The following is a 24,076-nucleotide window of genomic DNA, read 5'->3' as shown; positions in this document are numbered from 1 at the left end:
CTACAGTCACCGGCATGGCGACACTTCCGAACCCGCTGCCGAAGCTGGCGGCCGACCCGAGCGGGCACACGCTCGGGCTTGAACTCCCGGCCGGGAGACTGATCGACGCGACCGGGGACGGCCCGTGGCACGAGCCGTTGCTGTGGCACGCCGGCGGACCGGCGGCCCCCGGCGGCTGGGCGGCGCTGGAGCCCGCCCGGCGGACGTCCGGGCTGCTCCCCCTCCTGATCGACGTGGGCGGCGGCCAGGGCGGCCCGGAGGACTGGGAGTTGATGCCGGCCGAGATGTCGTATCCCGGGGACCACGACGCCGAGGAGGTGCTCGCGGAGTTCTGGGACGAGTACGCGGCGGACGAACTCGGCGCGGACGGGGACCACCCCGGCAAGCAGGCCGTCGTCGAGGTCTTCGGCGCACAGGGGACGTACGACGAGACGGTCGCGCCGTTCGGCCCCGCCTGGCCCGGTCTCGCGCCCGCCACGGAGCAGGAGGCCGACCCCGACGCGCGTGCCGCCGAGATCGCCGACTCCCTTGCGGACAGCGGCTCGTGGCTGAAGGAGCCGCGCCTGGCCCTGGTCCCCGCGCGCCGCAGCGCCGACGTCCCGGCGGCGATCGGCTGGTCCGGCCCGCTCAACTACGAGGGGGACGTGGCCCGCCTGTGCGCGGTGCTGCGCTCGTGGGAGGACCGCTTCGGCATACGGGTCGTGGCTCTCACCTTCGACCAGCTGGTGCTGTCGGTGGCGGCGCCGCCCAGGACCCGGGACGAGGCCGCGGCGGTGGCGGCCGAGCACTTCGCCTTCTGCCCGGACAACATCACCCAGGGCCACCACGAGACGCTGCGCGCGTACGCGGAGCACGAGGTGCTCGGTCAGCGGGCGTGGTCCTTCTGGTGGGACTGACCCCCCTCGGGCGGCGGGGGCGGCGCGGCGTGAGAACCGGACCGCCGCCCCCGCAAGGCGTTCAGCGCTTGACGGCGGTCGCCCCGTAGACGTTGATGTCGGCGTCCGTGACGTCGTTGATGTCGCGGTAGCGGACCTTCTCGATGTCGTCGAGGGTCGCGAGGTACGCGGGGTCGGCCGCCTCGGGGGCGGGCGCCGCCCCGTCCGGCCGCCAGTGATGCACGGGAACGACGCCCGGCTCGTCCGGTTCGAGCCCGTTCTCCGTGAAGAACCGCTCGACCTCGGCCCTGGACCGCAGGACGAACGTGAACCCCCGCTCGGTGTACGTCCGCTGCACCGCCCGGACGTTCTCCGGGTTCAGGTCCTCGGTGAGATGGCTGAGCACCACCCGGCTCCCGGACGGCAGCGCCTTCACCAGGTCACGCACGATCGGATACGCCTCGTCGTCCTCGATGAAGTGCAGGACCGCCACCAGCACGAGCGCGACCGGCTGGTCGAAGTCGAGGGTCTTCGCGGCCTCCTGGAGAATCTGCGCGGGCCGCTTGAGGTCGGCGTCGATGTAGTCGGTCACCCCTTCCGGCCCACTGGTGAGCAGCGCCCGCGCGTGGGCGAGGACCACCGGATCGTTGTCGACGTACACGACCCGTGACGTGGGGTCGGTCCGCTGGGCGATCTGGTGCACGTTCTCCCGCGTGGGCAGTCCCGTACCTATGTCCAGGTACTGGCGGACGCCCTCGTCCCGGGTCAGTGTGGTCACCGCCCGCCGCAGGAAGTCCCGGTTGTGCCGGACGTCGAGGTAGCCGCGCGGGTTCGCCGCGAGCGCCGCGGCGGCCGCGTTCCGGTCGACCGGGTAGTTGTCCTTGCCTCCGAGGAAGACGTCGTAGACGCGAGCCGGGTGCGCCCTGGTGGTGTCGATCCTCCTTCTCAGCTCGGCGGGGTCCTGGCTGAGAGCATCACCGGGCATAAGGCCTCTCCCTGGAGAGTCGCGTCATCAAACGAGCAACAACCTAACTCCTGGGGCGACTTGATCGTGCCCGGGCCGCGACACCAGGGCCCTACCCGGCGGGAGCCGCCGTCTGCCACTCGCTTCCGCCCAGCGGATAGTCGTACGCGGGACGCCCCACGCTCCCGCTGGTCCGGAACGGCTTCCCGTGGTCGTCGACCCGCACGGTGCCGCTCTTCGACCCGCTGGACCAGTCCAGTTCCAGGTACCAGCTCACGTCGTGCGCCTGGGCGTCCGCGAAGACGTAGAACACCTCGGGGTCGGACTCGCTGACCTTGTAGGGGAAGTCCCGCTGTCCGGCCTTGGGCGCGGTCACGGGCCGCCCCGCGTCGAGGTCCACGCCGAACGACTTCGTCTCCACACCGCCGCCGCAGCCGACACCCATCGCGAAGTCGTTCCAGGCGAGCGGCGCGTTCTTCTCCACTACCCGCACATGCAGACCCTTCAGGACGACGGTGGCCCTCCCGGTGCCCTGCACGGTCAGCGCGAGCATCTGCTGCCCGCCGGCGACCCCGCCGAGCGCGCCGACCCACCCCCGTGCGTCCGCCTCGTTCGGCGGCGGTGGCACCTGTGCGGCCTTCCGGTTCACCAGGTAGTGCTGGCTGCACGGGTCGTCCCACTTGTACGGGTCGGCGACGACGGTCGGCGCGGTGGCGCCGTCCTCGGCGGATCCGTCCTCGCCGGCGCCCTTCCCGGTGGCTGTGTCCTGGTCCACCGCCCCGCCGACCGAGGAGGAGGACACCTCGGGTCCGGCGTCGCGCGAGGCGGACGGCGACGCCGATCCCTGACGCGCGCCGGTCGGGGTGCTGTCGGCACGCGGGCGCGCGCCGGGCGGGACGCCGACGGCCACGGCGTGCCCCTTGGCGTCGTCGTCGCTCCTGCCGGAGCCGAGGTGCACGACGAGCGCGGTGGAGGCGACGGCGGCCACCACGACGGCACCGGCGGCGGCGAGCGCCACGGCCCGTCGACTCCGCCGCACCGGCGCCTGAGCCACGGCCTCCCGCCCGGCGTCCGGACCGGCCGCCCGACCGCTCTCCGGCGCGGAACCCGGCCCGGTCTCCGGCGCGACGTCCGCGGCGACGTCCGCCACGGCAGCCGCTACCGCAGCCCCGTCGCCGTTCCCCTCGCCGTTCCCGTCCCCGTTCTCGTCGGCGTCGGCGTCGGCGTCGGCGTCGGCTGACGCTCCCGCCAGGGCCCCCGCGGCCGTACCCTTCTGCCCCCGCAGCGCGTCCGCGAGGACCCACCGCCGGTGAAGCTCCACCAGCTCCTCCGGAGTCGCCCTGCACGCCCGCGCGAGCCGCTCCACCGGTGCGTAGTCCGTCGGTACGGCGTCCCCGTTGACGTACCGGTGCAGCGTGGACGTACTCACGTGCAGCCGCTTCGCGAGCACCCCGTAACTGAGCCCGGACCGCTCCTTCAACTCCCGAAGCAGTCCCGCGAACTCGTCCCCGGCCACCGTTCCTCCATCCCCCGCGTCCCGGGCCGCATTCCAGGAGGATGACATTCCCCCAGGTCAGACCCCTTACCAGCGTTCCGGCGTCCCGTATCCCCCGGCAACCGTGGCGGTCGGGACGGATCACCCCACAAGCTGTGGCCATCCAAGCACGCCGCTCGCCTCGACCCGTCGAGCGGCCGACCCGGCCCGACACCCACAGGGGGATCACCCATGTCCGCACGCACCGTCCGCACCCGTCTGCTCGCCGCCTCGACGGTCGCGCTCGCCGCGCTCGCCCTCACGGCGTGCGACAACGGAAAGGGCGTACGGGACGAGGGCCCGTCCGCCGCGTCGCGGTCCTCGGCCCAGCAGGGCGGGTCGACGACGGCGAAGCCCGCGGGCGACAGCGGCACCTCGACGGGAGGTTCGGCCACCTCCCCGACGAAGGGCTCCGCGGAGGGCTCCGCGAACGGTTCCTCCGGGAGGGCGGGCAACGGCAAGGCCACGGGAGGCGGCACCGGCGCGGGCGGCACCCGGAACGCCGCCTGCAACGGCGCCAACACCAGGACCACCGCGACCGAGGTCTCCCGCCCCCTCGACCACCTGCTCCTCACCGTCACCAACACCGGCTCGAAGAACTGCGACCTGACCGGCTACCCGATCGCCCGCTTCGGCGAGGCCCAGTCGGTCCCTCCGGTCGCCGAGGAGACCCACCCGCAGGCGGTCGTCACCCTCGCCCCGGGCGAGTCCGGCTACGCGGGCGTCCTCCTGTCGGCCGGCGACGGCAGCGGCGGCGACGGCTACACGGCGAAGACCCTGGTGGTCGGCTTCGCCAAGGGCGCCACGTCGTCCCCGGCCCTGCCCGCGAAGGGCGTGTACGTCGATGCCAAGCTGACGGTGACGTACTGGCAGCAGAGCCTGGACGACGCGCTGTCCTACTGAGCGCCGCCGGTCCTTCGCGGGCCGGCGGACTAGCGGCCTAGCGGCCTAGCGCAGCGTCCGGGCGGCCTCGGTCGCCCAGTACGTGAGGATGTTCCGCGCCCCGGCCCGCTTGATGCCGGTCAGCGTCTCCAGGATGGCCTTGTCCCGGTCGATCCAGCCCTTCTCCGCCGCCGCCTCGATCATCGAGTACTCGCCGGAGATCTGGTACGCGGCCACGGGCACGTCCACCGCGTCGGCGACCCGCGCGAGGACGTCCAGGTAGGGTCCGGCCGGCTTCACCATCACCATGTCGGCACCCTCCTCCAGGTCGAGTGCGAGCTCCCGCATGGACTCCCGGAGGTTCGCGGGATCCTGCTGGTACGTCTTCCGGTCGCCCCTGAGCGAGGAGCCGACGGCCTCCCGGAAGGGCCCGTAGAAGGCCGAGGAGTACTTGGCGGTGTAGGCGAGGACGGCGACGTCCTCCCGGCCGATCTGGTCCAGGGCGTCGCGGACGACACCGATCTGCCCGTCCATCATCCCGCTGGGGCCCACCACATGGGCCCCGGCGTCGGCCTGGACCTGGGCCATCTCGGCGTAGCGCTCCAGGGTCGCGTCGTTGTCCACGCGCCCTTCCGCGTCGAGGACTCCGCAGTGCCCGTGGTCGGTGGTCTCGTCGAGACACAGGTCGGACATGACGAGGAGCTCGTCCCCGACCTCGGCGCGCACGTCGCGGAGGGCGACCTGCAGGATCCCGTCCGGGTCGGTGCCGGGCGTCCCCACGGCGTCCTTCTTCGAGTCCTCCGGCACCCCGAAGAGCATGATCCCCGAGATCCCGGCCTCCACCGCCTCCAGGGCGGCCTTCTTCAGGCTGTCCCGGGTGTGCTGCACGACACCGGGCATCGACGCGATCGGCACCGGCTCGCTCACGCCCTCCCGCACGAACGCGGGGAGGATGAAGTCGGCGGGGTGCAGCCGGGTCTCGGCGACCATGCGCCGCATCACAGGCGTCGTACGCAGCCGCCGCGGCCGCGTACCGGGGAACGATCCGTACTTCGTCATCCCCCCACGCTACGCCCGCCGCCCCACCCCTTTTGCCGACATCGTGCCGGTAGGGACACGGGTGCGGGTGAGGTGGGGGCCGGTCGCGCAGTTCCCCGCGCCCCTGGGTGTCTCAGCCCGTCCGGCATCTCCGACGCAGGCCTGCGTATTCAGCCCGTCCGGCGTTTGAGGACGAGCCCTTCGGGCGAGGCGGGGGTCCAGGGGGCGCAGCCCCTTGGACGGGTCGGGGCGGAGCCCCCGGGGAGGGAACGGGTAGGGGCGGCGGGGGCGAGAAAAAGCCACCCCCACCGCCCCGACCGCCCCAAACACCCACGTAACACCTACGTAGCCCGCCGCCTCCGCGCCCCCGGCCGCCGCTCACTGGGCCGCGTCACCGGATCCCCGGCCTCCGCCGCGGCAGCCCGCCGCCGCAGCCCGAAGTCCGCCAACGCCTCCGCCAGCTTGTGCACCGACGGCTCCGGAGCCATGACATCGACCCGCAGCCCGTGCTCCTCCGCCGTCTTGGCGGTGGCGGGGCCGATGCACGCGATCACCGTCACGTTGTGCGGCTTGCCCGCGATACCGACCAGGTTCCGCACCGTCGACGAGGACGTGAACAGAACGGCGTCGAAGCCACCGCCCTTGATCGCCTCACGGGTCTCCGCCGGCGGCGGCGACGCCCGCACGGTCCGGTAGGCCGTGACGTCGTCGACCTCCCAGCCCAGCTCGATGAGCCCCGCGACCAGCGTCTCGGTGGCGATGTCGGCCCGCGGCAGGAACACCCGGTCGATCGGGTCGAACACCGGGTCGTACGGCGGCCAGTCGTCCAGCAGCCCGGCCGCGGACTGCTCCCCGCTCGGCACCAGGTCCGGCTTCACACCGAAGGCGACCAGCGCCCTCGCCGTCTGCTCGCCCACCGCCGCGACCTTGATCCCGGCGAAGGCCCGCGCGTCGAGCCCGTACTCCTCGAACTTCTCCCGCACCGCCTTCACCGCGTTGACCGACGTGAAGGCGATCCACTCGTACCGCCCGGTGACGAGCCCCTTGACCGCACGCTCCATCTGCTGCGGCGTACGCGGCGGTTCGACGGCGATCGTGGGCACCTCGTGCGGCACGGCGCCGTACGAACGCAGTTGGTCGGAGAGCGAAGCCGCCTGCTCCTTCGTGCGCGGCACGAGCACCTTCCAGCCGAACAGCGGCTTGGACTCGAACCACGACAACTGGTCGCGCTGGGCGGCGGCGGAACGCTCACCGACCACGGCTATCACCGGCCGTCCGCCGTCCGGGGACGGCAGCACCTTGGCCTGCTTCAGGGTCTGCGCGATGGTCCCGAGCGTGGCCGACCAGGTCCGCTGACGCGTGGTCGTACCCGCGACCGTCACCGACATCGGCGTATCGGGCTTGCGGCCCGACGCGACGAGCTCTCCCGCGGCCGCGGCCACGGAGTCGAGCGTCGCCGACACGACGACCGTGCCGTCCGACGCCCCGACCTCGGTCCAGCACCGGTCGGAGGCCGTCCGCGCGTCGACGAACCGCACGTCCGCGCCCTGCGCGTCCCGCAGCGGCACACCGGCGTACGCGGGCACGCCCACGGCCGCCGCGACACCGGGCACGACCTCGAACGGCACGCCCGCGGCGGCGCAGGCCAGCATCTCCTCGGCGGCGTACGTGTCGAGCCCGGGGTCACCGGACACCGCACGCACGACCCGCTTGCCGCCCCGCGCGGCCTCCATGACAAGATTGGCAGCGTCCCTCGACGCGGGGTCACCAACGGCTGCTGACACGGCGTCAACAACCGCTGACTGGGACGCGCCCGTGCCCGAGTACGGACCGGCTGACGTGCCGAAAGCCGTCTCCGTATCCGTGTTCAGCACGGCGACGTTCTGCCTGGCGTGCGTACGCACGACGTCGAGCACCTCGTGCCCGGCGACGAGGACGTCCGCGTTCGCCAGCGCCTCCACGGCGCGCAGTGTCAGTAGTCCCGGATCTCCGGGTCCGGCACCGAGGAAGGTGACGTGCCCGTGTTCGGGACCGGCGGGAAGGTTGGTGGGGCTCAATGTGCTCGCTCCCCCATCAGACCGGCCGCGCCCTTCGCAAGCATCTCGGCGGCGAGTTCACGGCCGAGCGCCATCGCTTGGTCGTGCGTCTCGGGCACGGGACCGGTGGTGGACAACTGCACCAGCGTCGAGCCGTCGGTCGTACCGACGACGCCGCGCAGGCGCATTTCCTTGACAATCTGCCCGTCCGCGAGCAGGTCGGCGAGCGCACCCACAGGTGCGCTGCAGCCGGCCTCCAGCGCGGCGAGCAGGGACCGCTCGGCGGTCACGGCGATCCGGGTGAACGGGTCGTCGAGCTCTCCGAGCGCGGCGACGAGATCCGCGTCGTCCGCGGTGCACTCGATCGCCAGGGCCCCCTGGCCGGGGGCGGGCAAAACGGTGTCGACGGGCAGGAAGTCCGTCGCTTCTCCCAGCCGCCCGAGGCGGCTGAGGCCGGCGGCGGCGAGCACGACGGCGTCGAGCTCCCCACCGTGCACGTATCCGATCCGCGTGTCGACGTTCCCGCGGATCGCGACCGTCTCGATCGTCATCCCGTGGTTGCGTGCGTACGCGTTCAGCTGGGCCATCCGGCGCGGCGAACCCGTACCGACCCGCGCGCCCTCCGGCAGCTCCGGGAAGGTGAGACCGTCCCGGGCGACCAGTACGTCGCGCGCGTCCTCCCGCACCGGCACGGCGGCCAGCACCAGCCCGTCGGGCTGCTCGGTCGGCAGGTCCTTGAGCGAGTGCACGGCGAAGTCGACCTCGCCGCGCAGCAGCGCCTCGCGCAGCGCGGCGACGAACACACCCGTGCCGCCGATCTGCGCGAGGTCCTCACGGGAGACGTCGCCGTACGTCGTGATCTCCACGAGCTCGACGGGCCGTCCGGTCACCTTGCTCACTGCGTCCGCCACCAGTGCGGACTGGGCCATGGCGAGTTTGCTGCGCCTGGTCCCCAGCCTCAGTGCCCCTTGTTCCGGCTCAGCCCCTCGGGGCGGTGCATCCGGCGTCGGAAGTCCGGCCGTGCTCGACCCATCGGGCCTGTGCGCACTCGGACTCTCGTCGCCGGTGCGCCCCTGTGGCTCACGCGGCTCACTCATGCTCGCCCTCGGTTCTTGGCGTTCTCGGTGTTGTTCTCGGCCCGCGAGACGGAGGCGACCGTCTCCGGGTCCAGGTCGAACAGGGTTCGCAGCGCGTCCGCGTACCCGGCGCCACCGGGCTCGGCGGCCAGTTGCTTGACCCGTACGGTCGGCGCGTGCAGCAGCTTGTCGACGACACGCCGTACGGTCTGCGTGATCTCGCCCCGCTGCTTGTCGTCGAGGTCCGGCAGCCGTCCGTCGAGCCGCGCGATCTCGCTCGCGACGAGGTCGGCGGCCATCGTCCGCAGCGCCACGACGGTGGGCGTGATGTGGGCGGCCCGCTGGGCGGCGCTGAACGCGGCCACCTCGTCGGAGACGATCCGCCGCACCTGGTCCACGTCGGCGGCCATCGGCGCGTCCGCGGACGCCTCGGCCAGCGACTCGATGTCGACCAGGCGCACGCCGAGCAGGCGGTGCACGGCCGCGTCGATGTCACGGGGCATGGCGAGGTCGAGCAGCGCGAGCGCGGGCGCGCGGCGGGGCGCCTCGGCGACCGGTTCGGGCCTGCGGCGCTCGGGAACCCGGCCGACGGCGGCGACGGCCGCGGCGAGCGCCGCGATGGCCTCCGTGTCGGCCTCCGGGTCGAGCAGGCCCGCCGCGCGCGGGGCGCGGGCCGCCGCGTCGCCCTTGTCCACCCAGGCCGCGTGCTGCTCCAGCTCGGCGGCGGCCATGCCGGCCACGGCGGCCTCGCCGAGCACGGAGAACCCGGCCGTGCCCTGCACGGTGGACACGTCGAGCGGACAGCCGTCCTCGGTGCCGACGCTCGTGGGCGCGAGCGGCGCGTGGCCGTCCACGGCCGTGCCCGACGCCGTACGAGCGGAGCCGGCGCCCTGAACGGCACCCTGCCCCGTGCGTCCCGACACGGCCGCCATGACCGACTCGGCCGTCAGGACGAGTCCCGTCGCGCCGGTGCAGGAGACGGCGACATCGGCACGTGTCAGCTCGACCGGAACCGCGTCCATCGGTACCGCGCGGGCCGTCACGTCCGAGGCGCCGCCCTCGTTCTCGTTGAGGATCTGGGCGAGGCGCTGCGCGCGGTCCGGCGTGCGGTTGGCGATGACGATCTCGGCGACCCCGGCGCGCGCGAGCGTCGCCGCGGCCAGCGAGGACATGGAGCCGGCCCCGATGACGAGGGCCCGCTTGCCCTTGGCCCAGACGTCGACGGGGGCACCCGAGGACAGCTGTTCCAGGCCGAAGGTGACCAGGGACTGCCCGGCCCGGTCGATGCCGGTCTCGGAGTGCGCCCGCTTGCCGACCCGCAGCGCCTGCTGGAACAGGTCGTTCAGCAGACGGCCCGCGGTGTGCAGCTCCTGCGAGGCCGCCAGGGCGTCCTTGATCTGGCCGAGGATCTGGCCCTCGCCCACGACCATCGAATCCAGCCCGCACGCCACCGAGAAGAGGTGGTGGACGGCCCGGTCCTCGTAGTGCACGTAGAGGTGGGGGGTGAGCTCCTCGAGCCCGACCCCGCTGTGCTGGGCGAGCAGCGTGGACAGCTCGGCGACGCCCGCGTGGAACTTGTCCACGTCGGCGTACAGCTCGATGCGGTTGCAGGTGGCGAGCACCGCGGCTTCGGCGGCCGGCTCGGCGGCGACGGTGTCCTGGACCAGCTTGGCCTGCGCGTCCGCGGTCAGCGTGGCCCGCTCGAGGACGCTGACCGGGGCGCTGCGGTGGCTCAGCCCGACGACGAGGAGACTCATGCCGGCATCACGGCGGGAACGTCCCCGTCGGGTCCTTTGCCGTTGTTCTCCCGGGCGGCGGCCTGGGCGGCGGCACCGGCCTGGGCCTCGGCCTCCTCGCCGGCCTTGCGCTGCTCGTGGAAGGCGAGGATCTGGAGTTCGATCGAGAGGTCGACCTTGCGCACGTCGACGCCGTCCGGGACGGACAGGACGGTCGGCGCGAAGTTCAGGATGGAGGTGACCCCGGCCGCGACCAGACGGTCGCAGACCTGCTGGGCCACGCCCGGCGGGGTGGTGATGACGCCGATGGAGACGCCGTTCTCGTCGATGATCTTCTCCAGGCCGTCGCTGTGCTGCACGGCGATGCCCGCGACCTGCTTTCCGGCCATCTCCGGATCGGCGTCGATCAGCGCGGCGACCCGGAAGCCGCGGGACGCGAACCCTCCGTAGTTGGCCAGCGCGGCGCCGAGATTACCGATGCCGACGATCACTACCGGCCAGTCCTGGGTCAGGCCCAGCTCGCGGGAGATCTGGTAGACGAGATACTCGACGTCGTACCCCACACCGCGCGTCCCGTAGGAGCCCAGGTAGGAGAAGTCCTTGCGCAGCTTCGCGGAGTTGACCCCCGCCGCGGCCGCGAGCTCCTCGGAGGAGACCGTGGGGACCGAGCGCTCCGACAGTGCGGTGAGGGCTCGGAGGTACAGCGGAAGACGGGCGACGGTGGCCTCGGGAATTCCTCGGCTGCGGGTCGCCGGTCGGTGAGTTCGGCCAGTTGCCACGGTGCTCCTGCGGGTAGAGCGGGGCTGCAGGCGGTCACACGTACCTAGACCGCCCCGTCGAATGCAGGCTATGTCTTTGTGAACGCGTGCACAAAGATGGTGTCCGATTTGCCCGGGCAACGTGACGGGGGTCACGCATGCCCGGCGCGCGGGTATGGAACCAGCGCGCGGACAGCTTCGTTCCGCACCTGAAGGGGGCAAAGCCGCACACACTCCTCAACGAATCCCGCCCCCGAGACCAATCGCCGTCGATCCTAGGCGACTTTCCGGACCACCTGGACTGCTCGGTCAGGACGGACTCGGGCCGGATCACGAGCGGCTACGCGGCCAGGGCCTTGCGCAGCCGCCCCTCGTCCACGCGCCAGAACGTGTGCTGGGCGCCGTCCACCAGCACAACGGGGATCTGCTCCCAGTACGCGCGGTGCAGTTCCTCGTCCTGCGTGATGTCCTTCCCCTCCCACGGCACGCCGAGGTCTCCACACACCTTCTCCACCACTTGCTGTGCGTCATCACACAGATGACAGCCGGGCTTCCTGATCAGGGTGACCAGCCGCTCACCCGGCGCCCTCGTCCCCGCTTTCCCGGTCTTCTCCACCCGCTCCGCCTTCTCCGTACGGCGCTCACCGCGCCCGAACATGGGACTCATACCGGCCATTCTCCCGCCGCGGACGCATCACCGGCCCCTCTTCGGCGCACGAGGCGCCAACCGGCCCCGGAGACGGGCCCCGACGCGCCGATCGGGAACGCCGCGGACCGCTTCTTTAACGGCTCGGTCGCGGAGAGTTCACAGCTTCGAACCCTCGCGACTCCGGTAGCACCGAACAAACTGGCTATGCTCACGCCATGGCCGCTCTCGGATGGCTCACTCCCCGTAGGCGCTCCGCCACCGCGCGGAGCGTGTTGGCAGGCGAGGCCTCGGCGGAGGCAGCGCGTAAGTCCTCGCAGGAACTGGAGGAACTGGCCCACGACGCCGAGCCGGACGTCCCCGACCGCGAACCGGACTTCCCGGTGCTCGGTGACGACAAGGCCGCCGCCTTCTTCGACCTGGACAACACCGTCATGCAGGGCGCCGCGCTCTTCCACTTCGGGCGGGGCCTGTACAAGCGGAAGTTCTTCGAGACCCGCGATCTCGCCCGGTTCGCGTGGCAGCAGGCATGGTTCAGGCTGGCCGGGGTCGAGGACCCCGAGCACATGCAGGACGCCCGCGACTCGGCACTGTCGATCGTCAAGGGCCACCGGGTCGCCGAGCTGATGTCCATCGGCGAGGAGATCTACGACGAGTACATGGCCGAGCGCATCTGGCCCGGCACGCGCGCCCTCGCCCAGGCGCACCTGGACGCGGGCCAGAAGGTGTGGCTGGTGACGGCCGCCCCGGTCGAGATCGCGACGGTGATCGCCCGCCGCCTGGGGCTTACCGGTGCGCTGGGCACGGTCGCGGAGTCGGTGGACGGCGTCTACACCGGCAAGCTGGTGGGCGAGCCCCTGCACGGCCCGGCGAAGGCGGAGGCGGTCCGCGCGCTGGCCACGGCGGAGGGCCTGGACCTCACCCGGTGCGCGGCCTACAGCGACTCGCACAACGACATCCCCATGCTGTCCCTGGTCGGTCATCCCTACGCGATCAACCCGGACGCCAAGCTGCGCAAGCACGCGCGCGCCTTCGAGTGGCGGCTGCGCGACTACCGCACGGCGCGCAAGGCCGCGAAGGTCGGTATCCCGGCCGCGGCCGGCGTGGGCGCGGTGGCCGGCGGCACGGCCGCGGCCATCGCCCTCCACCGCCGCCGCCGCTAACCCCCCACCCACCCTGGGGGCCCCGCCCCCAGCCCCCCCACCAAGGGGCTGCCGCCCCCTGGCCCCCCGCTCGCCCGAAGGGCTCGTCCTCAAACGCCGGACGGGCCGAAGACGCGGGCCTGCGCCATACGGCTCCGCACGACCTGAACATGCGGGCCTGCGCCATACCGCTCCGCACGGGCTGTGAGGGTGCCAGCCTGCGCTGGATGATTCCGCACGGGCTGTGAGGGTGCCAGCCTGCGCTGGATGATTCCGCACGGGCTGTGAGGGTGCCAGCCTGCGCTGGATGATTCCGCACGGGCTGAAGATTGCGGCCCCGCGCTGAAGGGTTCCGCACGAGGCGGAGATGCGGGCTGGACCGAGAACCCCGGACGCGAGCCACGCTTTCAGGGGCGCGGGGAACTGCGCACCCGGCCCCCAGGCACCCGCACCCGAAGAACCACCCGCCGGAGGGCCGGGGGCGCAGCCCCCATGCCTCCAGGGGCGCGGGGAACTGCGCGCCCAGCCCACACCCACCCGCACCCGAAGAACCCACCCCACAGGGGACCGGGGCGCAGCCCCGTCCCTCCAGGGGCGCGGGGAACTGTGCGCTCAACCCCCACCCACCCGCGCCCGAAGAACCACCCGAACCCCCGGAGGGGCCCGCACATTCTCCCGGTCCTACCCCCACAACGCCCCGGCCAGTCCCCCCGCTCCCACCCGGCCACAACACGCCCCGCACCCAGCCGGAAGACGAACCGATCCGATCAACAATCGGTCACCGAAGGACACTTGATCGGGCGCCAATCGGTTACAGAAGCGACGTAATCGATGATTTGAGCAACTGGGTGTAGCACTGCCTGTACGAAGCGTTATTCTCCTCAGACGCAAACCGGTACCCCTCCGTCGCTACGACGGGTGAATGGTCCCGCACTGAACGTGATGGAAGCTCTGCCTCTGGGAGTCCCGTGTACTCACACGTCGGGGTTGACGCCTCGGGCCTGGCTACGCTGCGCGCAACGGTCCTCGACCGCTTGCGCGGCTTCGTCCCCACCGCGTACGCCGTCCCCGCCTTCGCCTACCCCGCGCCCGTCGGCCCGTGCTACGCACTGGCCGACGGCAGCGCGGCGGTCGGCAGGCGGGGCCGCTCCGGCTCGGCCGCCACGCCCACCGCACGCCGCCCGGCCGCAGACAGCGACAGCGCCCGGATGATGGACCTCGTCGAGCGCGCCCAGGCCGGCGAGGCCGACGCCTTCGGGCGGCTCTACGACCAGTACAGCGACACCGTGTACCGCTACATCTACTACCGCGTCGGCGGAAAGGCGACCGCGGAAGACCTCACCAGCGAGACGTTCCTGCGCGCCCTGCGCCGCATCGGCACCTTCACCTGGCAGGGCCGTGACTTCGGCGCCTGGCTGGTGACCATCGCCCGCAACCTGGTCGCCGACCACTTCAAGTCGAGCCGCTTCCGCCTGGAAGTGACGACGGGCGAGATGCTCGACGCGAACGAGGTCGAACGCAGCCCTGAGGACTCCGTCCTGGAGTCACTGTCGAACGCGGCACTGCTCGACGCCGTACGACGCCTCAATCCCCAGCAGCAGGAGTGCGTCACCCTGCGCTTCCTGCAGGGGCTCTCGGTCGCCGAGACCGCCCGGGTGATGGGCAAGAACGAGGGCGCCATCAAGACACTCCAGTACCGAGCTGTCCGCACCCTCGCCCGGCTCCTGCCGGACGACGCCCGCTGAAGCCCGTACCACGCCCCCTCCCGCACGACCCCTACGCTCGGCGACGCTCAACTCACCTTCTGTAAAAGTCTGTTGACTTCGGGGTCCGATCATCCGTCGTCCGTAACCCAAGTGCCGCGACGCTCGTTGTGCGGGATACAGGCTCCCTGTGGTCACTCCCCGGCCCCACCGGTCACCCGATCGTGTGGACACGCCCGGGGCGTGCAACCCTCAGGACCCCCTGGGGAGTCGACCGTCATGACGAGAGGAGGTGCCGCCAGTGATCGCGAACGTATCGGCACACCGGCGGGCGAACGCCTTCGCCCAGGCCCTGGACGAGCAGTCCGACCAGGGCACGGCGGCCGAGCAGCCCGATGGATCGGCACCGTCCCCGGCTGCTACGGAACAGACCGAGCAGGGCCTGCTGTTGGCCCTCGCCACCGGTCTCGGCGAGCTGCCCAAACCGGAGCTGGACCCCGAGGTCAAAATCGTGCAGCGAGCCCAGCTCGTCGCCGCGATGGAGGCCATGCTGCTGGAAGGCACCGCCGCGGGGGGCGAAGGCCCGGACCGTTCCGTGCCCGAGCAGCGCTCGCACCGGGCACGAGGCGCGCACCGGGCGAGCGGGCTGGGGAAGCTACGACCGCGTTCGCGCCTGTCCAAGGGCCTCGCCGCGGGCGGGCTCACCGTCGGCGTGGCCGCCGGAGCGTTCGGCGGTGTGGCCGCCGCCAGCTCCGACGCACTGCCCGGAGACTCGCTCTACGGGCTCAAACGAGGCATGGAGGACATCAAGCTGGGCCTGGCCCACGGCGACAGCGACCGGGGCGAGCTCTACCTCGACCAGGCCTCGACCCGGCTGAGCGAGGCGCGCCGCCTGATGGAGCGCGACCGCCGGGGCAGCCTCGACCACGAGTCCCTGGGCGAGGTCAGGCGCGCCCTGAACGGCATGCAGCACGACGCGGCGGAAGGCCACCGCCTCCTGCACGAGGCATACGAACGGGACGGCTCGCTCGGCCCGATCCAGGCCCTCTCCGCCTTCGCCCAGTCCCACCGCCAGGCCTGGGGCGCGCTGCGCGACCGACTGCCCGTCCAGCTCGGCGACGTCAGTCAGCAGGTCTCGTCGGTGTTCGCCGCCATAGACCAGGAGGTCGACCCGCTGCTCCCGAAGCCCGCCGTGCCGGAAGGCACGGGCCGACACCGCGGCGCCAGTTCGGACGCCCCCGGCTCGTCCGGCACGGACCGCCCGGCACCCAGTGCCAGCAGCGGCTCCACCACCGGCAGCCACAGCAGCAGCAAGCCGAAGCCGTCCGCCTCGGGCAGCACCGGCGAAGGCCTGCTCGGCGGCAACACGGGCGGCCTGCTCGACCCGCCCAAGGACACCACCAGCTCGTCCCCGTCGGCCGGCAGGTCCAGCCCGGCCGGCGGAGCCCCCGACGTCACCCTGCCCCCGCTGCTCCCCGGTCTCCTTCCGGGCCTGGGCATCGACAGCGAGGACAACAGGTAGATCCGCGGGCGCATACGCCGGTGGGGCACCCTTCCTCCGAAGGGTGCCCCACCGGCGTATGCGTGAGGGTCAGAAGAAGACCGACCGGCGCTGCACCAGCAGCTTGTACAGCGTGTGCTGGATCTGCTCCCTGACCTGGTCCGTCAGGTTGAACATCAGCATCGGGTCCTCGGCGGCCTCCGGCGGATACCCGTCCGTCGGGATCGGCTCACCGAACTGGATCGTCCACTTCGTCGGCAGCGGCACGGCGCCCAGCGGGCCGAGCCACGGGAAGGTCGGCGTGATCGGGAAGTACGGGAACCCCAGGAGCCGCGCGAGGGTCTTCGCGTTCCCGATCATCGGATAGATCTCCTCCGCGCCGACGATCGAGCACGGAATGATCGGAGTGCCCTGCCGCAGGGCCGTCGACACGAATCCGCCGCGCCCGAAGCGCTGGAGCTTGTAGCGCTCGCTGAACGGCTTGCCGATGCCCTTGAAGCCCTCCGGCATCACCCCGACCAGCTCACCGCGCTCCAGCAGCCGTTCGGCGTCCTCCGCGCAGGCAAGGGTGTGACCGGCCTTGCGGGCCAGCTCGTTGACGACCGGCAGCATGAAGACCAGGTCGGCGGCGAGCAGCCGGAGATGCCGGCCCGCGGGGTGGTTGTCGTGGACGGCGACCTGCATCATCAGGCCGTCCAGCGGCAGCGTCCCCGAGTGGTTGGCGACGATCAGCGCCCCGCCCTCGGACGGGATGTTCTCGATGCCCTTGACCTCGACCCGGAAGTACTTCTCGTACAGCGGGCGGATCAGGGACATCAGGACCTGGTCGGTGAGCTCCTGGTCGTACCCGAAGTCGTCGACCTCGTAGTCACCGGTCAGACGCCTGCGCAGGAAGGCCAGGCCTCCGGCGACACGCCGTTCCAGCCCGCCGCCGTCCCGGGGCTGCTGAACAGGCTTCTCCTCACGCGTCACAGGAACATCATCCTGCGGGAAGCTCCGGCCCGGCAGGGGCTGGACCTCACGGACCACCGCGGGATCGCCCGTGCGCCTGCTCCCCGTGGTCCGCCGCCGCAGCGGGCGCTGCGCAGCACCCCCGCGCGACCGGTCGTCGTCGAACGGAATGACCTTGGCGTCCGCCATCGTCGATGCGCTCCTCAGTTGGCGCTCAGTGTCGGGGGTTGGCCGCCGCCCAGGAAGGACAGCGCGGCGATCCGGTCCACGGCCCCCGCGAGGGCCTCGGGGGGCAGGAGTCCGGGTCCCCGGCTGCGTGCGAAGTCCGCGAAGGTCTCGGCGGTCGTGTACTTCGGTTTGTATCCCAGCGTCTCGCGCATCTGATTCGTCGACACGACCCTGCCGTGCGTCAGCAGCCGCAACTGCTCCGGGGAGAAGTCCGTCACGCCCAGGGTACGCACCGCCGTGCCCGCCCAGGTGAGCGCGGGCAGCAGCAGCGGCACCGTGGGGCGGCCGAGCCGGCGCGCGCACTGGGAGAGCAACAGGACGCCGTCTCCGGCGATGTTGAACGTGCCGCTGTTGAGGGTGCCCCGCTCCGGCTCGTCCGAGGCGATCCGCAGCACCTCGATGACGTCGTCCTCGTGCACGAACTGGAGGCGCGGGTCGTAGCCGAACACGGTCGGCAGCACCGGCAGCGCGAAGTACGAGGCGAGCGGTGAATCGGCACTCGGGCCCAGGATGTTCGCGAACCGCAGCACGCACACGGCGACGTCCGGCCGGCGGCGCGCGAAGCCGCGTACGTACCCCTCGACCTCCACCGTGTCCTTCGCGAAGCCGCCGCTGGGCAGCGACTTGGGCGGGGTGGTCTCGGTGAACACGGCCGGATCGCGGGGCGCGGAGCCGTAGACGTTCGTACTGGACTTCACGACGAGCCGCTTGACCGTCGGGGACTTCTGACAGGCCCCGAGGAGCTGCATGGTGCCGATGACGTTGGTCTCCTTGACCGTGGTCCGGCTGCCGCCGCTCAACGCGGTGCCCGTCACGTCCATGTGCACGACCGTGTCGACGGAGTGCTCGGCGAGCACCCGGGCGATCGTGGGCTGGCGGATGTCGGCCCGGATGAAGTCGGCACCGCCCAGATGGTGCTCGGGTGCCACCGCGTCCACGGCGATCACGCGGTCCACCTGTGGGTCACGCTGGATCCGTCGTACGTACCGGCCCCCCAACTGGCGGGCCACTCCGGTCACGAGCACGACCTTCCCCAAGATCAGCGCCTCTCTTCCCGTGCTGGACGTATCTGGACGTAGCTCTGCTCGTACCCTGCCGTGTTCCCCGTGTGCCGCCAACCTAGCGGGTCGATGTTGCGCCGTGATGACCACCCGGCGCACGAAGTGACGGCGGGCCAGGGACCTACGACCGGGCCGGACCGCGCGGCCGGCAGGCGTACGCACAGCATCCTCCCTGAGAGCGCTCGGGGCGCAGATGCGCGGCCGCCCACGGCCGGAAAACGCTGCGGCCCCCCACCCGTGGGTGGGGGGCCGCAGAGCGCACTGTCGACAGCCGCCGCGCAAGCGCAAGGACGAGCCCCGCTCAGGCGGGGCACGGCCTTACTTCTTGTTGCGACGCTGAACGCGAGTGCGCTTGAGCAGCTTGCGGTGCTTCTTCTTCGCCATCCGCTTGCGCCGCTTCTTGATAACAGAGCCCACGACTACCCTCGCTCACTTCTCTTTACTCGGTGCTGGGCTGCATGGGCCCACACGACCTATGAGGGGCCAGCCTACCCGTCCGAGCGCCAAGGTCGTAATCGAGGTGATCCGAGTGCATTCCCGAGGTGACCACGAGGGCCTTCCGGGAACTTCACCGGGACGCCGTCAGGCCGTCTCCACCCCCACATAGCTCTCGCGGAGGTACTCGTGAACAGCTTGCTCCGGCACCCGGAAGGACCTCCCCACCCGGATCGCCGGCAGATGACCGCTGTGCACCAAGCGGTACACGGTCATCTTCGACACTCGCATCACCGAGGCGACTTCCGCCACGGTAAGGAACTGAACCTCGTTCAGAGGCCTCTCGCCCGCTGCAGCCATGACACACCTGAACCTTCCGCACTCGACGGTCACCGGCTTCCCCTTCCGGTGACTCTTCGTCGTTGCGTGCTCACTCCCCAATGTAGGGGCGGGTGATGCGAGTGGGGAAGAGGGGATGGCATCGGCCGCCTACTGTGACAGACACGCTCGATTGAGTACATAGCGAGTAAGCGGTCGGTAGTAATCAGACCGCACAGCGTCATCAACCGGAACGACGACGGACACCCGCCCCTCTGCCTCTCCGACGAAGAGCGCGGGATCGTCCGTATCGGCCAGCCCCATGGCCTCGAACCCTAGCTGACCTGCTCCGCAGACCCATCCGTGGTCCCCGATCACCAGCTCCGGGAGGGGCCCGCCGGCCTCCGCCGCGGCCGCCAGAACGGTACGAACCGGGAGCGGCGAGTGGGAGTGCGCGCCGGTCGCACCACGGGGGGCATGCACACCGGGTTCGCGCACCAACGCGACGCCCTGTACGTAGTCGAGGTTGTACGTGCGTAGACCGAACCGGGTCGTTATGTCGACAGAGCTACCCTGCGCGGGGGTGAGGACGTCACATCCCGCTGACGACAACGCGTCCGCGAGAGCGGCGTAGAAACCGAGCAGCCGGTGCGGATGGCCGGTGCCCAGAAGCACCGGTTCGCGGTCGCGGGCCGCTTCCCCGAGCCGCCGCGCGAAGGCTTCCAGCGCGGACAGGGTCTTCTCCGGGTCGATCACATCATGCCCGCTCGTGTGCGCCGGATCGGCCGAAACCCCGCACTTGTCGGCCATCAACTCGATCAGATCCCGCTCCCGCCAGGTCCACTCGGGATCAAGTCCGAGCAGCACCCGAGGATCCCGGGCAGCGAAGAGCCGATAACTCCGCAGACTCTCCTCGCGCGAGGTGGCGACGGGCCCGGCCAGCCGGGCGGCCAGCAGGTGCGCGCGCAATGCTCCGGTGCTCAACACGTCAGCGATGCTGGCGCATGCGCCGGACGTTCACCCCGAAAATCCCGAAAACGCCCCACAGTTGGCGTAATGGACATCTGGGGGCGGCGACCCCGGACGGGCCCTACGCGAGCAGCCCCCGCAGCGGGAACACCGCGCGCCGCGTCGCCACGATCGCCTGGTCGAGGCGGTCCGCCGGGTCGTACCCGGACTCCCAGTCCGCCCAGGACACCGGCCACCGCCCGTCCGTCATCCGCACCGGCGCCAACTGCCGCGTACGGGCGAAGACTTCCTGCCGCCAGCTCTCCGGAATCACCGTCTCGGGATCGATCGGCCGCCCCGCTGCGACGGCCACCAGATGCGTCCACGACCGCGGTACGACGTCCACGACCGCGTACCCCCCGCCGCCCAGCGCGATCCACCGCCCGTCGGCGTACCCGTGCGCCAGCTCGTGACAGGCGACCTGCACGGCCCGCTGCGCGTCGAGCGAGACGGCGAGATGCGCGAGCGGGTCCTCGAAGTGGGTGTCGGCGCCGTGCTGGGTGACGAGCACCTGCGGCCGGAAGTCCGCGACCAGTTCGGGAACGACGGCGTGAAAGGCCCGCAGCCACCCCGCGTCCCCCGTCCCGGCCGGCAGCGCCACGTTCACGGCACTGCCCTCCGCGCCCCGGGCGCCGGTCTCCTCGGGCCACCCGGTCTGCGGGAACAGGGTCCGCGGATGCTCGTGCAGTGAGATCGTCAGAACCCGTGGATCCTCCCAGAACGCGGCCTGCACCCCGTCCCCGTGATGCACGTCCACATCCACGTAGGCGACCCGTTCGGCCCCGAGCTCGAGCAGCCGTGCGACCGCCAGCGCGGCGTCGTTGTAGATGCAGAACCCCGACGCGCCACCCGGCATCGCGTGATGCAGCCCGCCCGCGAAGTTCACCGCGTGCAGCGCGTCCCCGCGCCACACCGCCTCCGCCGCACCGACCGACTGCCCCGCGATGAGCGCGGACACCTCGTGCATCCCCGCGAAGGCGGGATCGTCCATGGTCCCGAGCCCGTACGAGGCGTCCGCGGCCGCCGGATCGGCGGAGGCCGCCCTGACCGCCTCCACGTAGTCCTCCCGGTGCACGAGCCGGAGCGTCGACTCCCCGGCCGCCTTCGCCGCGACCACGTCCACATCCCGGTCGAGCCCGAAGGCGCCGACCAGTCCCCGGGTCAGCGCCAGCCGGACCGGATCCATCGGATGGTCCGGACCGAAGTCATAGCCCGTTACTGCCTCGTCCCACATCAGCTGTGCGCGGCCGCTCATGCCCGTCACCGTATCGGTCCGGTTCGGGCGCGAACGAGCGGGCGTACCCCAGGGTCACCAGGACCAACACCATCGGCACAAGCATGGCGCCCCGGTAGTTCCAGGCATCGCCCAGCGCCCCCACCAACGGCGAACCGATCAGGAACCCCACGTAGTTGAAGATGTTCAGACGCGCGATGGCCGTGTCCGAAGCCCCCGGGAAGAGGCGCCCGGCCGCCGCGAACGTCTGCGGAACCAGCACACACAGCCCCAGCCCCAACAGGGTGAACCCGAGCATCCCGACCCACGCTCCCGGGGCCGCCGCCACCACCGCGAACCCCAGCGCCGCCACCACGGCCCCCAGCCGTACGACGGCCACCGCCCCGAACCGCCGCACCCCGACGTCCCCGACAGCCCGCCCCACCAGCGTCATCACCATGTAGACGTTGTACGGAACGGTCGCCAGCTGCTCGGAACTGCCCAGCACGTCCTGCAGATACTTCGCGCTCCAGTTGGAGACCGTCGAGTCCCCGATGTACGCGAACGTCATCACCAGACACAGCGGCAACAGCAGCTTGAAGACGACGGGCCCGGCCTCCGCCTTCTCCGCCCCGGGCACGGTCTCCCCGTCGACGTACCACCGACTGCCCAGGAACGCGGCCGGCAGCAGCACGAGCACCACCGGCAGGTAGGACGTGAACAACGACAGATGCCAGTGCGCCCCCACCCACGCGAGCGAGGCGCCCACGATCCCGCCCAGGCTGTACGTGGCGTGGAAACCGAGCATGATGCTGCGCCCGTACGTCCGCTGCAGGCTCACCCCCAGCATGTTCATGGAGGCGTCGAGCGCGCCGACCGCGAGCCCGAAGGCACCCAGGGCCACCGCCAGTTCCACGAGCCGGTCCCCCGCCCCGACCCCCAGCAGCGCCAGCAGCACCACCGGCTGGGACCAGCGCAGCAGCCGGCTGGGCCGTATCCGCTTGACCAGGTGCTCGGTCGTGACGCTCCCGACGCCGGCGAGGATCGGGACGGCCGCCAGAAAGACGGGCAGCAGCGCGTCCGAGACCCCGTACCGGTCCTGGATGGCCGGGATGCGCGTCACGAGCAGCGCGAAGGTGGCGCCCTGCGCGAAGAAGCTGAACGCCAGCGAGGCCCTGCCGCGCCGCAGCACATCTGTCATGGCGGCGAGCGTAGGGCCCCGTCCTACCGGTGGGTAGATCCAGCCGAAGATGAATTCTGCTCAACTCTGCGGCGGGCCGTCACCGTTCGCCGGGCCGGACGCCCGCCTCCGCCCTGACCATCGCCTCCATCGGACCGGCGGCGAGGCCGCCGCTGAGCAGCATGGCCAGCGCCATCGTGCCGATCATGACGACCGTGCCGAGCCACACCATCGTGTCGACGGGCAGCGTGTAGGCCCCCACGATCCGCACGACGCACTCCCCGAGCAGCGCGACGCCCCACACCAGGGAGAAGGTCCGCTCGAACGTCCGGAACCGCTCGGACCCGCTGAGCAGCCGCTCCCAGGCGGCCGTCCTCGCGGGGTCCCCCTTGGTGACGAACGGTTTCATCGCCGTCGTCATCATCGGCCGGCCCGCCGCCACGGAGAGCAGGACGCCGATGCCGATCACACTGCTCACCCCGCTGTCCTTGGCGAGCATCAGCCGCGGGTCACCGGCGACCAGACTCAGCAGCAGACCGGCCACGTTGACGAACAGGATCAGCGCGGCCAGCGCGTTGACCTTCCGCTCCCGCGCCACACTCCACAGGGTCCGCACGGCCGGCACGACGCTGCTCCACCCCAGCGCCGCCATGGTGCTCATGCCGAGGCCGCTCTTGAGGAGGTAGTACGAGCCGATCGGCACCGCCACGTCCACGATCAGCGGCAGGAAGTGCTGCCGGGTGGTGACCTGGGTGGTGTCGCCCATGGCAGCCGTCGCGCTGCCGGTCTCCGTGGCCGTGACGCTCATGATCGGGTCCCTCCGTCGTCGCCGTGTACGTGCCGCTCTCGATGCACTCAGCTTCGCGGCCGGACCCCTTGGGCCGACAGAAACGATCGTCCGGAGCTCGCCATGACAAATGTCAGCGCTGCCCCGTGGCACGGGTCATACGAGCAGGTCGGGGAGGTCTTCCAGGTCGGAGAAGAGCCGGGAGGCGCCGGTGAGCCGTGCGGCCGGTGTCATGGCGGTGAACCCGTACACGTCCATCCCGGCCGCGTTCGCCGCCTGCACCCCGAGCGGGCTGTCCTCCACGACGACGCAGCGCCGCGGCGGTACGCCCATCCGCGCGGCCGCGTGCAGGAACAGGTCCGGCGCCGGCTTGCCCCGTCCCACGTCCTGGGAGCTGAAGACCCGTCCTTCGTCGAACCACCGGTCGAGCCCGGTCGTACGGTGCCCCACCCGGATGCGTTCATGGCTGCCGGAGGAGGCCACGCAGTACGGCACCCCGTCCGCGGCCAGTTTCTCCAGCACCTGCACGGCTCCGGCGACGGGCCGCAGTTCGCGCTCGAACGCGGCGAAGACCCGTCCGTGGAAGACGTCGTCGAAGTCGTCGGGCAGCCGCTGCCCGGTGCGCTCGTGGACCAGGTCGTGGACACGGTGCATCGCGGACCCCATGTAGTCCCGGATGGACTCCTCGTACGAGGTGGGGTGTCCGAGCTCGGTCAGATAGGCGGCGAGGAGACGGTTGGAGATCGGCTCACTGTCCACGAGGACGCCGTCGTTGTCGAAGATGACCAGGTCGTAGCGCATACGGCAACACTAAAACGAGGAGACCCGTAAACGCAGAAAACCCCCGTACCGATTTCCCGGTACGGGGGTTTCCTTCAAAATTTGTTCGGCGGCGTCCTACTCTCCCACAGGGTCCCCCCTGCAGTACCATCGGCGCTGTAAGGCTTAGCTTCCGGGTTCGGAATGTAACCGGGCGTTTCCCTCACGCTATGACCACCGAAACA

At 71.4% G+C, this 24,076-nt stretch carries 22 protein-coding genes and 1 rRNA gene; 5 read left to right on the top strand and 18 right to left on the bottom strand.

Going from position 1 to position 24,076, the window contains the following annotated elements; translation table 11 throughout:
- Positions 1 to 14: 14 nt before the first annotated feature.
- Positions 15 to 896: a DUF4253 domain-containing protein gene (locus OHB41_RS26720; protein WP_266700699.1), complete on the top strand. Its 882-nt coding sequence runs from the start codon at positions 15 to 17 to the stop codon at positions 894 to 896.
- 61 nt (positions 897 to 957) lie between these two features.
- On the opposite strand, the gene OHB41_RS26715 is transcribed toward OHB41_RS26720, so the two are convergent.
- Complete coding sequence (locus tag OHB41_RS26715) at positions 958 to 1,860, bottom strand: SAM-dependent methyltransferase (protein WP_266700698.1); 903 nt, start codon at positions 1,858 to 1,860, stop codon at positions 958 to 960.
- A 91-nt stretch (positions 1,861 to 1,951) separates the two neighbouring features.
- Positions 1,952 to 3,355 carry a transcriptional regulator gene (locus tag OHB41_RS26710; protein WP_266700697.1) on the bottom strand — a complete coding sequence of 468 codons (1,404 nt, stop codon included), beginning with the start codon at positions 3,353 to 3,355 and terminating at the stop codon, positions 1,952 to 1,954.
- 210 nt (positions 3,356 to 3,565) lie between these two features.
- On the opposite strand from OHB41_RS26710, the gene OHB41_RS26705 reads away from it, so the two are divergent.
- A complete protein-coding gene (locus OHB41_RS26705) occupies positions 3,566 to 4,276 on the top strand; it encodes a DUF4232 domain-containing protein (protein WP_266700696.1) in 711 nt (236 codons plus the stop codon).
- A gap of 45 nt (positions 4,277 to 4,321) precedes the next feature.
- Here the strand turns inward: OHB41_RS26705 and hemB are convergent, their stop codons facing one another.
- The 6 genes from hemB to OHB41_RS26675 all read right to left on the bottom strand — a co-directional run bounded on the left by hemB (position 4,322) and on the right by OHB41_RS26675 (position 11,575).
- The gene (gene hemB / locus OHB41_RS26700) at positions 4,322 to 5,314 is read right to left on the bottom strand and encodes a porphobilinogen synthase (protein WP_266700695.1); all 993 of its coding nucleotides are present in this window, start codon (positions 5,312 to 5,314) and stop codon (positions 4,322 to 4,324) included.
- Between the two features lie 320 nt (positions 5,315 to 5,634).
- Positions 5,635 to 7,350, bottom strand: coding sequence for a bifunctional uroporphyrinogen-III C-methyltransferase/uroporphyrinogen-III synthase (locus OHB41_RS26695; protein ID WP_266700694.1), 1,716 nt, complete (start codon positions 7,348 to 7,350; stop codon positions 5,635 to 5,637).
- Positions 7,347 to 8,426 (bottom strand): hydroxymethylbilane synthase, encoded by a 1,080-nt coding sequence (gene hemC, locus OHB41_RS26690; protein WP_451289995.1) that lies wholly within the window; start codon positions 8,424 to 8,426, stop codon positions 7,347 to 7,349. Before hemC ends, OHB41_RS26695 begins: the two co-directional genes overlap by 4 nt.
- Positions 8,423 to 10,162 (bottom strand): glutamyl-tRNA reductase, encoded by a 1,740-nt coding sequence (locus OHB41_RS26685; RefSeq protein WP_266700693.1) that lies wholly within the window; start codon positions 10,160 to 10,162, stop codon positions 8,423 to 8,425. Before OHB41_RS26685 ends, hemC begins: the two co-directional genes overlap by 4 nt.
- Positions 10,159 to 10,920 carry a redox-sensing transcriptional repressor Rex gene (locus OHB41_RS26680; RefSeq protein WP_266700692.1) on the bottom strand — a complete coding sequence of 254 codons (762 nt, stop codon included), beginning with the start codon at positions 10,918 to 10,920 and terminating at the stop codon, positions 10,159 to 10,161. Before OHB41_RS26680 ends, OHB41_RS26685 begins: the two co-directional genes overlap by 4 nt.
- A gap of 319 nt (positions 10,921 to 11,239) precedes the next feature.
- The gene (locus tag OHB41_RS26675) at positions 11,240 to 11,575 is read right to left on the bottom strand and encodes a glutaredoxin family protein (protein WP_266700691.1); all 336 of its coding nucleotides are present in this window, start codon (positions 11,573 to 11,575) and stop codon (positions 11,240 to 11,242) included.
- Between the two features lie 188 nt (positions 11,576 to 11,763).
- On the opposite strand from OHB41_RS26675, the gene OHB41_RS26670 reads away from it, so the two are divergent.
- The 3 genes from OHB41_RS26670 to OHB41_RS26660 all read left to right on the top strand — a co-directional run bounded on the left by OHB41_RS26670 (position 11,764) and on the right by OHB41_RS26660 (position 15,912).
- The gene (locus tag OHB41_RS26670) at positions 11,764 to 12,708 is read left to right on the top strand and encodes an HAD family hydrolase (RefSeq protein WP_266700690.1); all 945 of its coding nucleotides are present in this window, start codon (positions 11,764 to 11,766) and stop codon (positions 12,706 to 12,708) included.
- A 947-nt stretch (positions 12,709 to 13,655) separates the two neighbouring features.
- Positions 13,656 to 14,432, top strand: a complete 777-nt coding sequence (locus OHB41_RS26665; protein ID WP_266700689.1) for an ECF subfamily RNA polymerase sigma factor, BldN family — start codon at positions 13,656 to 13,658, stop codon at positions 14,430 to 14,432.
- A 259-nt stretch (positions 14,433 to 14,691) separates the two neighbouring features.
- Positions 14,692 to 15,912 carry a DUF5667 domain-containing protein gene (locus tag OHB41_RS26660; RefSeq protein WP_266700688.1) on the top strand — a complete coding sequence of 407 codons (1,221 nt, stop codon included), beginning with the start codon at positions 14,692 to 14,694 and terminating at the stop codon, positions 15,910 to 15,912.
- 69 nt (positions 15,913 to 15,981) lie between these two features.
- On the opposite strand, the gene OHB41_RS26655 is transcribed toward OHB41_RS26660, so the two are convergent.
- The 10 genes from OHB41_RS26655 to rrf form a co-directional block, all read right to left on the bottom strand.
- Complete coding sequence (locus tag OHB41_RS26655; protein WP_266700687.1) at positions 15,982 to 17,031, bottom strand: lysophospholipid acyltransferase family protein; 1,050 nt, start codon at positions 17,029 to 17,031, stop codon at positions 15,982 to 15,984.
- A gap of 14 nt (positions 17,032 to 17,045) precedes the next feature.
- The gene (locus tag OHB41_RS26650; RefSeq protein WP_266700686.1) at positions 17,046 to 18,107 is read right to left on the bottom strand and encodes an NAD-dependent epimerase/dehydratase family protein; all 1,062 of its coding nucleotides are present in this window, start codon (positions 18,105 to 18,107) and stop codon (positions 17,046 to 17,048) included.
- Positions 18,108 to 18,449: 342 nt separating this feature from the next.
- Complete coding sequence (locus tag OHB41_RS26645; protein WP_003948845.1) at positions 18,450 to 18,548, bottom strand: 30S ribosomal protein bS22; 99 nt, start codon at positions 18,546 to 18,548, stop codon at positions 18,450 to 18,452.
- A gap of 165 nt (positions 18,549 to 18,713) precedes the next feature.
- The gene (locus tag OHB41_RS26640) at positions 18,714 to 18,926 is read right to left on the bottom strand and encodes a helix-turn-helix domain-containing protein (RefSeq protein ID WP_004984898.1); all 213 of its coding nucleotides are present in this window, start codon (positions 18,924 to 18,926) and stop codon (positions 18,714 to 18,716) included.
- A 129-nt stretch (positions 18,927 to 19,055) separates the two neighbouring features.
- Complete coding sequence (locus tag OHB41_RS26635; RefSeq protein WP_266700685.1) at positions 19,056 to 19,871, bottom strand: phosphatase; 816 nt, start codon at positions 19,869 to 19,871, stop codon at positions 19,056 to 19,058.
- Positions 19,872 to 19,974: 103 nt separating this feature from the next.
- Positions 19,975 to 21,147: an acetoin utilization protein AcuC gene (locus OHB41_RS26630; protein ID WP_266700684.1), complete on the bottom strand. Its 1,173-nt coding sequence runs from the start codon at positions 21,145 to 21,147 to the stop codon at positions 19,975 to 19,977.
- A complete protein-coding gene (locus OHB41_RS26625) occupies positions 21,098 to 22,306 on the bottom strand; it encodes an MFS transporter (protein ID WP_266700683.1) in 1,209 nt (402 codons plus the stop codon). The genes OHB41_RS26630 and OHB41_RS26625 overlap by 50 nt, the downstream gene beginning before the upstream one ends.
- Before the next feature lie 79 nt (positions 22,307 to 22,385).
- Positions 22,386 to 23,051 (bottom strand): VC0807 family protein, encoded by a 666-nt coding sequence (locus OHB41_RS26620; RefSeq protein ID WP_266706149.1) that lies wholly within the window; start codon positions 23,049 to 23,051, stop codon positions 22,386 to 22,388.
- A 177-nt stretch (positions 23,052 to 23,228) separates the two neighbouring features.
- Entirely contained in the window at positions 23,229 to 23,873 is a 645-nt protein-coding gene (locus OHB41_RS26615) for an HAD family hydrolase (RefSeq protein WP_266700682.1), read from the bottom strand.
- 83 nt (positions 23,874 to 23,956) lie between these two features.
- Positions 23,957 to 24,073: ribosomal RNA gene (gene rrf, locus OHB41_RS26610) — 5S ribosomal RNA — on the bottom strand.
- Positions 24,074 to 24,076 lie beyond the last annotated feature (3 nt).

It is taken from the genome of Streptomyces sp. NBC_01571, assembly GCF_026339875.1.
Lineage (GTDB): Bacteria > Actinomycetota > Actinomycetes > Streptomycetales > Streptomycetaceae > Streptomyces.
The sequence above is the reverse complement of the archived record's forward strand: the minus strand, read 5'-3'. Positions and strand labels throughout refer to the sequence as shown.

Bases quoted from the DNA above. Each gene is read 5' to 3' on its own strand.
- OHB41_RS26720 (WP_266700699.1), top strand. From the start codon at position 15: ATGGCGACACTTCCGAACCCGCTGCCGAAGCTGGCGGCCGACCCGAGC.
- OHB41_RS26715 (WP_266700698.1), bottom strand. From the start codon at position 1,860: ATGCCCGGTGATGCTCTCAGCCAGGACCCCGCCGAGCTGAGAAGGAGG.
- OHB41_RS26705 (WP_266700696.1), top strand. From the start codon at position 3,566: ATGTCCGCACGCACCGTCCGCACCCGTCTGCTCGCCGCCTCGACGGTC.
- hemB (WP_266700695.1), bottom strand. From the start codon at position 5,314: ATGACGAAGTACGGATCGTTCCCCGGTACGCGGCCGCGGCGGCTGCGT.
- hemC (WP_451289995.1), bottom strand. From the start codon at position 8,426: ATGAGTGAGCCGCGTGAGCCACAGGGGCGCACCGGCGACGAGAGTCCG.
- OHB41_RS26685 (WP_266700693.1), bottom strand. From the start codon at position 10,162: ATGAGTCTCCTCGTCGTCGGGCTGAGCCACCGCAGCGCCCCGGTCAGC.
- OHB41_RS26675 (WP_266700691.1), bottom strand. From the start codon at position 11,575: ATGGCCGGTATGAGTCCCATGTTCGGGCGCGGTGAGCGCCGTACGGAG.
- OHB41_RS26670 (WP_266700690.1), top strand. From the start codon at position 11,764: ATGGCCGCTCTCGGATGGCTCACTCCCCGTAGGCGCTCCGCCACCGCG.
- OHB41_RS26655 (WP_266700687.1), bottom strand. From the start codon at position 17,031: ATGGCGGACGCCAAGGTCATTCCGTTCGACGACGACCGGTCGCGCGGG.
- OHB41_RS26640 (WP_004984898.1), bottom strand. From the start codon at position 18,926: ATGGCTGCAGCGGGCGAGAGGCCTCTGAACGAGGTTCAGTTCCTTACC.
- OHB41_RS26630 (WP_266700684.1), bottom strand. From the start codon at position 21,147: ATGAGCGGCCGCGCACAGCTGATGTGGGACGAGGCAGTAACGGGCTAT.
- OHB41_RS26625 (WP_266700683.1), bottom strand. From the start codon at position 22,306: ATGACAGATGTGCTGCGGCGCGGCAGGGCCTCGCTGGCGTTCAGCTTC.
- OHB41_RS26620 (WP_266706149.1), bottom strand. From the start codon at position 23,051: ATGGGCGACACCACCCAGGTCACCACCCGGCAGCACTTCCTGCCGCTG.
- OHB41_RS26615 (WP_266700682.1), bottom strand. From the start codon at position 23,873: ATGCGCTACGACCTGGTCATCTTCGACAACGACGGCGTCCTCGTGGAC.